Source organism: Nafulsella turpanensis ZLM-10 (assembly GCF_000346615.1).
GTDB lineage: Bacteria > Bacteroidota > Bacteroidia > Cytophagales > Cyclobacteriaceae > Nafulsella > Nafulsella turpanensis.
On record NZ_ANNU01000035.1, the window covers coordinates 15,489 to 30,377 of the forward strand.

Consider the following 14,889-nt stretch of genomic DNA (forward strand, 5'->3'; position numbering starts at 1 on the left):
TTAATTTAAATACCGCTGTAAAAATCTATTACCTCTCCTTCGGCAACAGTAACTATTGCTTTCTTAAAGCCAGGTGTTCTGCCGGCGATGATCCGCGACTTTGTATACTTCGTCTTGTCTTTGCCAGGATAAAGCATGGTATTTACCGATTCAACCGATACTCCATATGCTTTTTCGATGGCTTTCTTAATTTCTACCTTGTTGGCTTTGCGGTCAACCACGAAACCATACTTGCCTTTTTCATTCAGGGCAGAAATCTTCTCTGTAACCAGTGGTTTTATCAGGATACTCATTATTCTCAGTGATAAAGTTCTTCTAATCTTTTTACAGCCTCTTCGCTGATTATCAGGTTATCGGCGTGCAGCACATCATAGGTATTCATTTGTGCAGCTGTCGTTACTTTTGCATTCTTCAGGTTTCTTGAAGAAAGAACGATGTTCTTATCCACGTCCGGAAGAACCAACAGAGACTTTTTACCATCTAATGAAAGGTTCACCAGTAGCTTTAAGTACTCTTTTGTTTTCGGTGATTCTAAATTGAAGGACTCTACTACCGCAATGTTGCTTTCAGTTGCCTTATAAGCTAAAGCAGATTTCCGCGCCAGTTCTTTCACCTTTTTATTCAGCTTAAAGCTGTAATTTCTTGGCCTCGGACCAAATACTCGACCACCACCTCTGAAAATCGGTGATTTTGCACTACCGGCACGAGCAGTACCCGTTCCTTTTTGCTTCTTAATTTTTCTTGTTGACTTTGCTATTTCCGCTTTTTCTTTCGATTTGTGCGTACCCTGGCGCTGATTAGCCAAATACTGCTTAACATCGAGGTAAATAGCATGATCGTTAGGCTCAATACCAAAGATGTTGTTTGCCAACGTCACCTTTCTTCCGGTATCTTCACCACTATATTTTACTACAGAAACTTCCATTTTCTTACTTCTCTAAAATTACCATAGAATTTTTAGCACCAGGGATAGAACCGCTCACCAAAATCAGGTTCTTTTCGGCTACAATCTTCAGCACTCTTAAGTTCACCACTTTTACGCGGCTTCCACCCATACGACCTGCCATACGCAAGCCCTTGAATACACGAGCAGGAAATGAACAGGCGCCAATGGAACCTGGCGCTCTTAACCTGTTGTGCTGACCGTGAGTAGACTGCCCTACCCCACCGAAATTGTGGCGCTTTACAACACCCTGGAATCCTTTACCCTTAGAAGTTCCTATGGCATCTAAGAAGTCTCCTTCCTTGAATACTTCGCCAGCAATTACTTCCTGGCCAAGCTTTGTGCCTCCTTCAAATTCCATTCGGAAATCGCGGAATTCAACCACCTTCTTCTTAGGTGTGGTATTGGCCTTTTTAAAGTGTCCTTTTAACGCTGCAGGCGTATTTTTTTCTTTACGCTCTCCATACGCCAGCTGCACAGCATTATAGCCATCCGTATCTGCATTTTTTACTTGCGTGATCACGCAAGGACCAGCTTCCACTACTGTGCATGCGACGTTACGTCCATCGGCACTGTAAATGCTAGTCATTCCGATCTTTTTACCTATTATTCCTGACATGTTAACAATATTTGTCCAATCGCTATAATGTGTTCATTATAACTTACTTTTCACAAAGGACTGCAAAGTTATGAATTTTTGCTTACAAGCAAAACTCTTAGTGATAAATTTCCATGAATATTCCAAAACAAAAAAAGAACCAATTCCGTTAGTCAGGAATTGGTCCTTTTCTTTTTTATGGAAGGTCTTTTAGACCTTTATTTCTACATCTACCCCGCTTGGCAACTCCAGCTTCATTAATGCATCTACTGTTTTGGCACTGTTAGAATAGATATCTACCAGGCGCTTGTAAGTACATAACTGGAACTGCTCACGTGACTTTTTACTCACGTGTGGTGAGCGAAGTACAGTAAAGATTTCCTTCTCGGTTGGCAAAGGAATCGGGCCGCTTACGACTGCACCGGTAGTCTTCACCGCTCTCACGATTTTCTCTGAGGACTTGTCAACCAGGTTATGGTCGTACGACTTAAGCTTTATTCTGATTTTCTGGTTCATATTCTTAATTATTTTACGGCCTCACCTTTAGCTTTAGCGATTACCTGCTCTGCGATGTTGTTCGGAACTGGTTCGTAGTGGTCGAAGGTTAAAGAAGCGGTTGCACGGCCTGAAGTCAGGGTACGCAAGTCCGTTACATAACCGAAGAGCTCAGACAGTGGCACGTTTGCTTTGATAACCTGTGCATTTGCCTTAGAATCCATTCCTTTCATCAAACCACGACGGCGGTTCAGGTCACCGGTAACAGGACCTGTATATTCCTCCGGAGTTACTACCTCCAGCGCCATTATTGGCTCCAGGATAACAGGCTTCGCCTTTTTCGCGGCTTCTTTAAATCCAATACGGGCAGCTAATTCGAAAGACAGTGCATCCGAGTCCACATCGTGGAATGAGCCGTGGAACAGACGAACTTTCATTTGCTCAACAGGGTAGCCTGCCAGCGGACCATTTTTCATGGCCGACTCGAAGCCCTTCTGAATGGCCGGGATAAATTCTTTTGGAATTACACCACCTACGATGTTGTTCACGAACTGAAGTCCGTTCTTCACATCCTTCTCGTTTGGCTCTGCATCAATTGGTCCTAACTCAAAAGAAATATCGGCAAACTTACCTTTACCACCTGACTGCTTCTTGTAAACCTCTTTGTGTTCTACTGTTGCAGTAATGGCTTCTTTGTAAGCTACCTGAGGAGCACCCTGGTTAATCTCTACCTTAAATTCTCTTCTCAGGCGGTCAATGATAATTTCCAGGTGGAGCTCTCCCATACCTCGTAAGATAGTCTGCCCAGTTTCATGGTCGGTTTCTACCTGCAGGGTTGGGTCTTCTTCAACAAGCTTAGAGATAGCCATACCAAGCTTATCAACATCAGCCTGCTTCTTAGGCTCAATTGCATAACCAATTACCGGATCAGGGAATACCATTGATTCCAGGATCAGTTTGCGGCTTGAGTCACAAAGGGTATCGCCCGTTTTAATATCCTTAAAACCTACCACTGCACCAATGTCTCCGGCTCCCAATCTTTCGATTTGGTTCTGCTTGTTGGCGTGCATCTGGAAGATTCTTGAAATACGCTCTTTGTTACCTGAACGGGTATTGAAGATGTATGAACCTGATTCCAGCACACCAGAATAAGCTCTTACGAAACAAAGACGGCCCACATAAGGGTCAGTCGCAATTTTAAATGCAAGTGCCGCGAAAGGTTCGTTATAATCCGGCTTAATAGTTACTTCCTGCTCTGTATCTACGTTGGTTGCTTTAATATTGCCTCTGTCTAGTGGAGAAGGGCAAAGCTCCATTACATAGTTGAGCATAGTCTGTACCCCTTTGTTCTTGAAAGAAGAACCACAAAGCATTGGCACAATGGCCATATCGATGGTTGCGGCACGGAGGGCTGCAATAATCTCTGCTTCAGTGATAGACTCAGGATCTTCGAAATATTTTTCCATGAGGGTTTCGTCGTACTCCGCTACTGCTTCCAGTAACTTCTCTCTGTACTCCTTCACTTCCTCCTTCATATCGTCCGGAATCGGCACTTCAGTAAACGTCATACCGAAATTATCCTCATCCCACACCATTCCGATGTTTGATACCAGGTCAACCACGCCTTTGAAATTCTCTTCAGCACCTATTGGCAGCTGAAGCGGAACAGCGTTGCTTCCCAGCATTTCCTTCACCTGCTTACAAACAGCAAGGAAGTCGGCACCCTGGCGGTCCATTTTGTTCACGAAGCCGATTCGGGCCACATTATAGTTGTTAGCCAGACGCCAGTTTGTTTCAGACTGTGGCTCCACACCATCAACGGCACTAAAAAGGAACACCAGACCATCGAGTACACGCAGTGAGCGGTTTACCTCTACGGTAAAGTCTACGTGGCCGGGAGTGTCAATAATGTTGATGTGGTAGTCCTGACCTTTGTAAGGCCATTTAACTGTTGTCGCAGCAGAGGTAATGGTAATACCACGCTCCTGCTCCTGCTCCATCCAGTCCATGGTTGCAGCTCCATCGTGTACCTCACCTATTTTATGGCTTACACCTGAATAGAAAAGGATACGTTCCGTGGTAGTTGTTTTACCCGCATCGATGTGGGCTGCAATACCTATATTTCTTGTAAAATTTAAATCTCTAGTTGCCATGAGTTAGAATCTAAAGTGTGAAAATGCCTTATTCGCCTCAGCCATTCTGTGGGTATCATCCTTCTTCTTAATCGCAGCACCTTCACCTTTTGAGGCAGCAACAATTTCGCCCGCAAGGCGCTCCATCATTGTCTTTTCTCCACGGTTCCGGGCATAAGAGATCATCCATTTGATTCCTAAAGAGACTTTACGATCAGGTCTTACCTCCATTGGCACCTGAAAAGTCGCTCCGCCAACGCGTCTGCTTTTTACTTCTACTGCAGGCATGATGTTATTCAGTGCCTTTTTCCAAGTCTCCAGACCATTCTCACCTGTTCTGCTCTCTACCAGCGCTACTGCTTTGTAGAAAATATCATAGGCAATACTCTTCTTTCCGTCCTCCATCAGGTAGTTCACGAACTTGGTTACGAGGGTGTCTCCAAATTTCGGATCAGGAAGAATATATCTTTTTTTAGGTTTTGCTTTTCTCATTGTTCTTTTACAAGCTTATTCGATTATTTTTTAGGGCGCTTTGCACCATACTTGGAGCGTGCCTGTAAACGGCCGCTTACTCCTGCGGTATCCAGTGCACCACGGATAATGTGGTAACGCACACCTGGCAGGTCTTTTACACGACCGCCGCGGATAAGCACAATTGAGTGCTCCTGCAGGTTGTGACCTTCACCAGGAATATAGGCGTTTACCTCTTTTCCGTTTGTTAAACGTACCCTGGCTACTTTACGCATCGCCGAGTTTGGCTTTTTAGGAGTGGTAGTGTACACTCTGGTACATACGCCTCTCCGCTGCGGGCAGGATTCCAAAGCCGGTGACTTCGACTTTGAAGTCAGCTTTGTTCTACCCTTTCTTACTAATTGCTGTATTGTAGGCATTTACAAAATGATTTAATATACTTTTCCCAAGTTCGGATTTAGGACTGCAAAAATATAAAAATAGTACACATCATCAAAACATAATGTGTACTATTTTAGTATGGTTTTGAAATACCGGCTTTTAAGCCTCTCCTACCGTTCCCCCGAAATTAATCGGGAATCGTGGTGCAGGGTCATCACTTTCTTTGATGGGCCCAAACGAAGTTTCGTATTTCTGTATGTTATCGTTCAAAGCATTCAACAGGCGGAGTGCATGTTCCGGGGTGATAATGACTCTGGCTTTCACCTTTGCTTTTGGCACCCCCGGCATCAGCCTGATAAAATCCAGCACAAACTCTGAGTTTGAATGCGCCACCATTGCCAGGTTGGAATAGACGCCTTCCGCTACTTCTTCGGAAAGTTCTATATTAATCTGGTTTGGCTTTTGCGGCTTCTCTTTGTTATCTGAATTATCTGCCATGGTTACTCCTCTGTTTTATGCTTCTATTTCTTTAGGCTTTCCGCTTCTTTCACGAGCAGACACTAAGTTATCGTACTCTTCCTGAGAACCTACCACTACCTGGCTGAACTGTCGCTGGCCCGTACCTGCAGGAATTAGGTGCCCTACAATTACGTTCTCCTTCAATCCGTTCAACAGGTCGGCCTTTCCTCTGATAGACGCTTCGCTCAGCACTTTGGTGGTTTCCTGGAAGGAAGCCGCTGAAATAAAGCTTTCGGTACCTAAGGATGCCTGTGTAATACCCTGCAGGGTAGGCTGAGAAACAGCTGCCTGCGCATCCCGTACTTCTACCAGTTTCTGGTCATTCCGCTTCAGCTTCGAGTTCTCGTCACGTAAACGTCGGGCAGTAATAATCATGCCCGGCTTCAGGGTTGCTGAATCGCCGGCATCTACCACTACCTTCTTATCCAGAATAGAATCGTTCTCTTCAAAGAAGACAAACTTATCTACCTGCTGGTTCGGCAGGAAGCTGGTGTCCCCTGCATCGAGGATGATCAGTTTCTGCATCATCTGGCGAACAATCACCTCAATGTGCTTATCGTTGATCTTCACACCCTGCAGACGGTATACTTCCTGTATCTCATTTACAAGATACTCCTGTACCGCAGTTGGTCCTTTGATATTCAGGATATCGGCTGGCGTAATGGCACCGTCCGATAAAGCATGGCCTGCACGAACAAAGTCATTATCCTGTACCAGGATGTGCTTCGCCAGTGGAACCAGGTAACGCTTCTTCACACCGTCTTTCGACTCGATGTAAATTTCGCGGTTACCACGCTTAATACCACCGTATGTTACCACCCCATCGATTTCCGATACTACCGCCGGGTTTGAAGGGTTACGTGCTTCGAAAAGCTCTGTTACCCTTGGCAGACCACCTGTAATATCTCGTGATTTACCCATTGTACGTGGAATCTTGGCGATTACCTGTCCGCGACGGACTTTATCCCCCTTATCCACGGCAAGGTGAGCACCTACCGGTATGTTATAACCTTTAGAATCGTCTTTTCCTGTATTTACAAAAATAGACGGGTTCTTGGTTTTATCTTTCGTATCCACAATTACCTTCTCCCGGTGGCCTGTCTGTTCGTCAGACTCTTCACGATAGGTAATTCCTTCTTCAATAGCATCGAACTCAACGGTACCATCCAGTTCAGAAAGGATTACCGCATTGTATGGATCCCAATAGCAAAGCTGGTCGTTCTTACTTACTTTATCTCCGTCTTTTACCGTCAGGAAGCTACCGTATGGTACGTGGTTAGAGATAAGCACCTTTCCGCTCTTCGGCTCCACTATCTGGATTTCACCAGAACGACCCATTACTACACTGATTGCCTCTCCCTCCTCGTTGGTGGTTTGAATGGAGCGAAGCTCTTCAAACTTAATTTCCCCTTCGAATTTGGCGCGGATTTGCGCTTCTACCGCAATGTTAGAGGCAGTACCACCCACGTGGAAAGTACGAAGTGTCAGCTGTGTACCTGGTTCACCGATTGACTGTGCAGCGATAACACCTACCGCTTCTCCCTGGTGCACCATTTTACCTGAGGCAAGGTTACGTCCGTAGCACAAGCTACACACACCCTGGCGCGCCTCGCAGGTCAGTACGGAGCGGATTTCGATGTCCTCTATGCTGGTTTCATCCACACGGGCAGCAACCTCCTCCGTAATCTCTTCGCCTGCAGTAATCAGCAGCTCTTCAGTAATCGGATCATATACATCATGAACGGATACACGGCCAAGAATTCGCTCAGAAAGCGGCTCAACGATATCTTCGTTGTCTTTCAGAGCACTTACGTTGATACCACGCAGGGTTCCGCAATCCTCTTCATTGATGACCACATCCTGGGCCACGTCTACCAGACGGCGGGTAAGGTAACCGGCATCGGCTGTTTTAAGGGCCGTATCGGCAAGACCTTTACGGGCACCGTGGGTAGAGATAAAGTATTCGATTACGTCCAGACCTTCCTTAAAGTTAGAAAGAATCGGGTTTTCAATAATTTCTCCTACTGAGCCCTGGAGGTTTTTCTGTGGCTTGGCCATCAGACCACGCATACCACCCAGCTGGCGAATCTGCTCTCGGGAACCACGGGCTCCGGAGTGCATCATCATGTAAATAGAGTTGAAGCCCTGCTTGTCATCCTCCATTTTCTTCATGAGGCCGTTTGTCAGCTGCGAGTTTACGCGTGTCCAGATATCAATTACCTGGTTGTAACGTTCGTTGTCGGTAATCAGACCCATCAGGTAGTTATTCCATACAGCATCTACCTCTTCCTTGGCCTTATCCACCATACCGTCTTTATCTTCCGGTACAAGGATATCTCCTAAGCCCATTGACAAGCCGCCTTTATAAGCTGACTGGAAACCTAATTCCTTGATGTCATCGAGGAAGTGAGCGGTACGGGCCATACCAGAAATCTTGAATACCTGCGCAATAATCTGCTGCAGCTTCTTCTTGGTTAGCAGCTCATCTACATAACCAACCTCTTCCGGTACTACCTGGTTAAAGAGCACACGGCCTGCAACGGTTTCAATAACCTTCGTTTCAAGCTCGTTGGTTTCAGGGTTACGAACCTTCGTCCGTACATATATGTAAGCGTGCTTGCTTATTTTCTTTTCGTTGATGGCAATTACCACCTCTTCTGCCGAATAGAAGCGCATACCTTCGCCCGGTACTTTTTCTTCAGGAGTGCTTCTGCGGCCTTTGGTTACATAGTAAAGACCGAGTACCATGTCCTGAGAAGGAACCGTAATAGGCGCACCGTTGGCAGGGTTCAGGATGTTGTGCGAAGACAACATCAGCATGGAGGCTTCCAGAATGGCTTCATGTCCCAGAGGAACGTGAACCGCCATCTGGTCACCGTCGAAGTCGGCGTTAAAGGCCGTACATACAAGCGGGTGCAGCTGGATGGCTTTACCTTCTATCAGTTTCGGCTGGAATGCCTGAATACCTAAGCGGTGAAGTGTTGGAGCACGGTTCAGCAATACAGGGTGTCCTTTCAGTACATTCTCCAGGATATCCCACACTACCGGGTCTTTGCGGTCTACAATCTTCTTCGCCGATTTAACGGTTTTAACGATACCACGCTCGATGAGCTTACGGATGACGAATGGCTTAAACAGCTCAGCCGCCATATTCTTAGGCAAACCACATTCATGCATCTTCAGCTCAGGACCTACCACAATAACCGAACGACCTGAGTAGTCTACACGCTTACCAAGTAGGTTCTGACGGAAACGGCCCTGCTTACCTTTCAACATGTCTGAAAGCGACTTCAGTGCACGGTTACCATCGGAGCGTACTGCATTTACCTTACGGGAGTTATCGAAGAGCGAGTCAACCGCTTCCTGCAGCATACGCTTCTCGTTACGGAGAATTACTTCCGGCGCCTTGATATCGATCAGGCGCTTAAGACGGTTGTTACGGATAATTACACGGCGGTACAGGTCATTTAGGTCGGAAGTCGCAAAGCGGCCTCCATCCAATGGCACTAACGGACGTAACTCCGGTGGAATTACAGGTACCATTTTAATGATCATCCACTCAGGACGGTTCTCAATACGCGTTTGCGCATCGCGGAAAGCTTCCACTACTTTCAGGCGCTTAAGGGCTTCTGCCTTTCGCTGCTGAGAAGTATCGGTAGCGGCCTGGTGGCGTAGCTCGTAAGAAAGGTCGTCCAGCGCAATGCGTGAAAGCAGCATTTCCAGCGCTTCGGCACCCATTTTTGCGATAAACTTCTGCGGATCAGTATCGTCGAGCTGCTGGTTTTCACGAGGAAGCTTGTCCACGATGTCCAGGTACTCATCTTCAGTAAGGAAGTCCATCTTGTTAATACCGTCTTCCTCTTTAACACCCGCCTGAATTACCACATAGCGCTCGTAATAGATAATCTGGTCGAGTTTTTTGGTTGGCAGGCCTAATAGGTAGCCAATTTTATTTGGAAGTGAACGGAAATACCAGATGTGTGCCACCGGTACAACCAGCTCTATGTGTCCCATGCGCTCGCGACGTACCTTCTTCTCGGTTACTTCTACCCCGCAACGGTCACAGATAATTCCTTTATAACGTATTCTTTTATATTTCCCGCAATGACATTCCCAGTCTTTCACCGGACCGAAGATACGCTCGCAGAACAGGCCACCCATCTCGGGCTTATAGGTTCTGTAATTGATCGTCTCCGGCTGCGTTACTTCACCATGGCTGCCCTCCAGAATAGATTCCGGAGAGGCCAGGCTTATCGTAACTTTAGAGAAGTCGTTGTTCAGTTTTTTATTTTTTCTGAATGCCATAGTTGTTGATTGTGTCTTTTAACAAACCGACCAGCTGGTCAACTATAATTGTAATTAGTCGAGGGTAATTTCCAGAGCCAATCCTCTGAGCTCATGTACCAGTACATTAAATGACTCAGGGATATTTGGTCGTGGCATATTTTCGCCCTTGACAATGGCTTCGTATGCTTTGGCACGGCCTACCACGTCATCCGACTTCACGGTAAGAATTTCCTGCAGTACGTTAGCAGCACCAAATGCTTCCAGCGCCCACACTTCCATCTCACCGAAACGCTGACCACCAAACTGTGCTTTACCACCCAGCGGCTGCTGTGTAATGAGCGAGTAAGGTCCGATTGAACGGGCGTGCATCTTATCGTCTACCAGGTGACCCAGTTTCAGCATATAGATGATACCCACGGTAACAGGCTGGTCAAAACGGTCGCCGGTTAAGCCATCGTGCAGATACGCACGGCCGAATTCAGGAAGACCTGCTTCGGTAAGTTCCGCAGAAACCTGGTCGATGCTTGCTCCGTCGAAGATTGGCGTGGCGTATTTACGATCCAGTTTCTCACCGGCCCATGCCAGTACGGTTTCGTAAATCTGCCCGATGTTCATCCTCGAAGGTACACCCAGCGGGTTCAGTACAATATCCATTGGCGTACCGTCTGGCAGGAATGGCATATCTTCTTCACGAACGATTTTCGCAACCACCCCTTTGTTACCGTGGCGGCCGGCCATTTTATCTCCCACCTTCAGTTTACGCTTTTTGGCGATGTATACTTTTGCCAGCTGTACGATACCTGCAGGAAGCTCATCCCCTACCTCCAGGGTAAAGCGCTGACGCTTAAAGTTACCTGCGATTTCGTTGCGGCGTTTATTATAGTTCTTCACCATCTCTCCGATAAGCTCATTGGTGTGCTCATCGTCGGTCCAGTTATCGAGGTTCAGGTCAGAAATAAGGTTAACTTCTTCCTGAACAGCATAAGTACTCTCATCGCGGTAGATGTTCTTTTCCGGGAAGAGGTTGTTATCGATATTCGCACGGGTAAACTTCACGCCTTTAGAAAGGACTTCATCTCCAAACTTGTGTTTCACGCCCTGCGATACTTTTCCATCCAGAAGGGCCGCCATTTTATCTACCATCTTCTCACGAAGCTTAAGCAAATCTTTGCTGTAGCGGTTCTTCAGTACTTCCACCTCTTTCTTGGCTTTCGCTCTGAGGTCTTTATCCTTCTTCGGACGGGAGAACAGTTTGGTATCGATAACCACCCCATTCAATGATGGAGAGGCTTTCATAGAAGCATCCTTCACATCACCGGCTTTATCACCGAAGATGGCGCGGAGTAGTTTTTCTTCCGGAGTCGGGTCAGTTTCACCTTTAGGGGTGATTTTACCAATCAGGATATCTCCTTCTTTTACCTCTGCACCTATGCGGATGATACCATTTTCGTCGAGGTTCTTCACTGCCTCTTCGCTTACGTTCGGAATTTCGGAAGTTAATTCTTCCTCCCCACGCTTGGTATCACGCACTTCCATTTCAAACTCTTCGATGTGGATAGAAGTAAAGATATCGTCCTTCACCACTTTCTCGGAGATTACAATGGCATCCTCAAAGTTGTAACCCTGCCATGGCATGAAGGCTACCTTCATGTTCCGGCCTAATGCCAGCTCACCACCTTCAGTGGCATATCCTTCACAAAGTATCTGGCCTTTGGTTACCCTGTCGCCCTTATGCACCATTGGTGTAAGGTTGATGCAGGTATCCTGGTTGGTACGCTGGAATTTGGTAAGGTTATGGGTAATCAGTTCCTCGTCGAAAGAAACCAGTTTCTGCTCTTCCGTCTTATCGTAGCGAACCACTATTTTAGTAGCATCCACAAATACGATTTCACCATCGGCCCAGGCAGTAACCAATGCCCTGGAGTCGCGGGCAATACGTCCTTCCAGACCTGTACCTACTATCGGGGCCTGCGGCCTTAACAGAGGAACTGCCTGGCGCTGCATGTTTGAACCCATCAGGGCACGGTTAGCATCGTCATGCTCCAGGAACGGAATCATGGAAGCGGCAACCGACACAATCTGGTTCGGTGCAATATCCATATAGGTAAGCTGGTTCGGCTCTACTACCGGGAAGTCACCTTCATAACGGGCTTTCACCCTGTCATTCACATATTTACCTTTTTCATCGATAGGGGCATTCGCCTGTGCGATGTTATGGGTATCTTCTTCTTCGGCCGTCAGGTAAATAACATCTTCTGTTACGGTACCATCATTAACTTTTCTGTACGGAGTTTCGATAAAGCCCATGTGGTTCACTTTCGCGTGTACACACAGCGAGGAAATCAATCCAATGTTCGGGCCTTCCGGTGTTTCAATGGTACACAAACGGCCATAGTGGGTATAGTGGACGTCACGTACCTCAAAGCCTGCGCGTTCGCGGCTCAAACCACCAGGCCCCAGTGCCGACATTCTACGCTTATGCGTAACTTCCGCCAGCGGGTTTGTCTGGTCCATGAACTGAGATAGCTGGTTGGTTCCGAAGAAGCTGTTGATTACTGATGAAAGCGTACGGGCATTAATCAGGTCAACCGGCTTAAACTCTTCGTTGTCGCGCACGTTCATACGCTCCTTAATAGTACGGGCCATACGGGCGAGGCCTACGCCAAACTGGGCATAAAGCTGTTCCCCTACCGTACGCACCCGACGATTGCTCAGGTGGTCAATATCATCTACTACCGCCTTAGAGTTGATCAGGGTGATCAGGAACTTAACGATACTGATAATATCCTGTGTCGTCAATACTTTCGTATCCGCAGCGATTTCCAGTCCGAGCTTTTTATTGATTCTGTAGCGGCCCACTTCGCCTAAGTCGTAACGCTTATCGCTAAAGAAAAGGCTCTGGATTACATCACGAGCTGTCTGCTCATCAGGAGCTTCAGTATTCCGCAGCTGGCGATATATCTGTTCTACCGCTTCTTTCTCAGAGTTTGAATTATCTTTCTGAAGGGTATTATATATTATAGTATAGTCATTGATATTGATATCTTCTCTGTGCAGGATGATCGACTTTGTGCCTGAATCCATGATCACATCAATATCTTCTGCCGCCAGTACGGAATCCCTTTCCAGGAGTACTTCGTTCCGGTCAATTGAAACTACCTCACCGGTATCTTCATCCACGAAGTCTTCTGTCCAGGTCCGTAAAACACGTGCAGCCAGACGGCGGTCTACCACCTTCTTAAGGTTTGCCTTGGTCGCCTGTACTTCTTCCGAAAGACCAAACAGATCCAGGATTTCTTTATCAGTACCATAACCGATGGCGCGCAGCAGAGTGGTTACCGGGAATTTTTTCTTCCTGTCGATATAAGCATACATCACGTTGTTTACGTCTGTAGCAAATTCGATCCAGGAGCCTTTGAATGGTATAATTCTGGCAGAGTATAACTTGGTACCGTTCGTATGCTTGCTTTGTGCAAAGAAAACCCCTGGTGAACGGTGAAGCTGGGAAACAATTACCCTTTCTGCTCCATTTATCACAAAAGATCCCTTCTCTGTCATGTAAGGGATATTGCCTAAAAATACTTCCTGCTCAATGGTTTCAAAGTCTTCATTATCTTCATCATTGCAGGAAAGGCGTAGCTTTGCCTTTAGAGGCACCGCATAGGTGAGTCCTCTGTCAACACATTCTTCAACAGAATATTTCGGCGGATCAACCAGGTAATCGATAAATTCCAGTACGAAATTTTCGCGGGAATCGGAAATGGGGAAGTTCTCGGAGAAAACCTTAAACAGCCCTTCCTGCGTACGCTTCTCTGCTGGAGTTTCCAGTTGAAGAAAATCTTTGTATGATTGTAGCTGAACGTCGAGAAAATCCGGATAATCAATTACCGACTTGATTGAGGAAAAACTAATCCGTTCTTTTATATTTGTCTTAGCCAATTCTGTAGAAATTTAAAGGATCCAAATAAACAGATATTTGTTTGTACAACTCAAACAGAATTTTAATAGTTCATGGCTGGCATATTCATACCGGGCACAACTCTGTTTAGGTACAAACAGGAAAAGACCTGACTCAATTGCCAGGCCTAAACTATTTGGCGGACCAATGTAACTGGTCCATATTTTATTTCAATTCTACTTCAGCACCAGCTTCTTCAAGTTGTTTTTTCAGTGCTTCCGCTTCATCCTTCGCAATCCCTTCTTTGATAGCTTTAGGGGCGCTGTCTACAATTTCTTTTGCTTCCTTAAGACCAAGGCCGGTTAATTCTTTTACCAGTTTAACTACTGCAAGCTTAGCGCTTCCAGCTGATTTCAGAACTACGTCGAACTCAGTCTGCTCTGCAGCAGCTTCTCCTTCAGCACCACCACCGGCTGCCATTACTGGAGCAGCAGCAGCAGCTGGCTCAATTCCGTACTCGTCTTTAAGGATTCCAGCTAATTCGTTAACTTCTTTTACAGTAAGGTTAACTAATTGCTCTGCAAATGCTTTTAAATCTGCCATTTTAGGTAATTTTAATTAATTAGTTTACAATTCGATTTTAGCGTTCAGAAAGGGTTTTCACCAGGCCAGCGATGGTATGTTTGCCACTGTTGAGGGCACCCAATACATTCTGGACAGGGGAGTTCAGCAATCCGATAATTTCGCCGATAAGCTCTTCTTTCGATTTAAGCTTGCTCAGCATGTCAAGATTTTCTGCTCCTATAAAGAGATCGGTATCGATGGAAGCGCCCTTTAAGGTCAGTTTATCTTTATGTTTTTTCTTAAATTCCAGGATTGCCTTTGCCGGAGCGTTGCTGTTCTCTTTTGAAAACATTACACCGGAAAAACCTTTCAGCACATCTTTATCAAGGGCTGAGAAATCAGCATCCATTGGTTCGAGTGCTTTTTGAATAAAAGTATTTTTGATTACTTTATATTCAATATTGTTCTTGAAGCAGATTCTGCGGAACTCATTCACCTGAGCAACTGACAAACCAGAGGCGTCTGTTACATAAAAGTGCGCATTTTCCTGAAACTTTTGCTTCAGCTCTTCTATTACTTGTGCTTTTTCTTCTCTGGTCAT

At 46.1% G+C, this 14,889-nt stretch carries 12 protein-coding genes; all 12 read right to left on the reverse strand.

What is annotated here, in order from left to right:
- Positions 1 to 5: 5 nt before the first annotated feature.
- The gene (rplW, locus tag F752_RS0113945; RefSeq protein WP_017732364.1) at positions 6 to 293 is read right to left on the reverse strand and encodes a 50S ribosomal protein L23; all 288 of its coding nucleotides are present in this window, start codon (positions 291 to 293) and stop codon (positions 6 to 8) included.
- Between the two features lie 5 nt (positions 294 to 298).
- Positions 299 to 925 (reverse strand): 50S ribosomal protein L4, encoded by a 627-nt coding sequence (gene rplD, locus F752_RS0113950; RefSeq protein WP_017732365.1) that lies wholly within the window; start codon positions 923 to 925, stop codon positions 299 to 301.
- Between the two features lie 4 nt (positions 926 to 929).
- Positions 930 to 1,562, reverse strand: coding sequence for a 50S ribosomal protein L3 (gene rplC, locus F752_RS0113955; RefSeq protein WP_026135746.1), 633 nt, complete (start codon positions 1,560 to 1,562; stop codon positions 930 to 932).
- A gap of 189 nt (positions 1,563 to 1,751) precedes the next feature.
- The gene (gene rpsJ, locus F752_RS0113960) at positions 1,752 to 2,057 is read right to left on the reverse strand and encodes a 30S ribosomal protein S10 (RefSeq protein ID WP_017732367.1); all 306 of its coding nucleotides are present in this window, start codon (positions 2,055 to 2,057) and stop codon (positions 1,752 to 1,754) included.
- A gap of 8 nt (positions 2,058 to 2,065) precedes the next feature.
- Positions 2,066 to 4,189, reverse strand: coding sequence for an elongation factor G (fusA, locus tag F752_RS0113965; protein ID WP_017732368.1), 2,124 nt, complete (start codon positions 4,187 to 4,189; stop codon positions 2,066 to 2,068).
- A 3-nt stretch (positions 4,190 to 4,192) separates the two neighbouring features.
- Positions 4,193 to 4,660 (reverse strand): 30S ribosomal protein S7, encoded by a 468-nt coding sequence (gene rpsG, locus F752_RS0113970; RefSeq protein WP_017732369.1) that lies wholly within the window; start codon positions 4,658 to 4,660, stop codon positions 4,193 to 4,195.
- A 23-nt stretch (positions 4,661 to 4,683) separates the two neighbouring features.
- Positions 4,684 to 5,058, reverse strand: coding sequence for a 30S ribosomal protein S12 (gene rpsL, locus F752_RS0113975; protein WP_026135747.1), 375 nt, complete (start codon positions 5,056 to 5,058; stop codon positions 4,684 to 4,686).
- Between the two features lie 121 nt (positions 5,059 to 5,179).
- Complete coding sequence (locus tag F752_RS0113980) at positions 5,180 to 5,518, reverse strand: DUF3467 domain-containing protein (protein ID WP_017732371.1); 339 nt, start codon at positions 5,516 to 5,518, stop codon at positions 5,180 to 5,182.
- 15 nt (positions 5,519 to 5,533) lie between these two features.
- On the reverse strand, positions 5,534 to 9,844 hold the full coding sequence (gene rpoC / locus F752_RS0113985) for a DNA-directed RNA polymerase subunit beta' (RefSeq protein WP_017732372.1): 4,311 nt from the start codon (positions 9,842 to 9,844) through the stop codon (positions 5,534 to 5,536).
- Between the two features lie 54 nt (positions 9,845 to 9,898).
- Positions 9,899 to 13,765, reverse strand: coding sequence for a DNA-directed RNA polymerase subunit beta (rpoB, locus tag F752_RS0113990; protein WP_017732373.1), 3,867 nt, complete (start codon positions 13,763 to 13,765; stop codon positions 9,899 to 9,901).
- Between the two features lie 184 nt (positions 13,766 to 13,949).
- Positions 13,950 to 14,327 (reverse strand): 50S ribosomal protein L7/L12, encoded by a 378-nt coding sequence (rplL, locus tag F752_RS0113995; protein ID WP_017732374.1) that lies wholly within the window; start codon positions 14,325 to 14,327, stop codon positions 13,950 to 13,952.
- A gap of 37 nt (positions 14,328 to 14,364) precedes the next feature.
- Entirely contained in the window at positions 14,365 to 14,889 is a 525-nt protein-coding gene (gene rplJ / locus F752_RS0114000; RefSeq protein WP_017732375.1) for a 50S ribosomal protein L10, read from the reverse strand.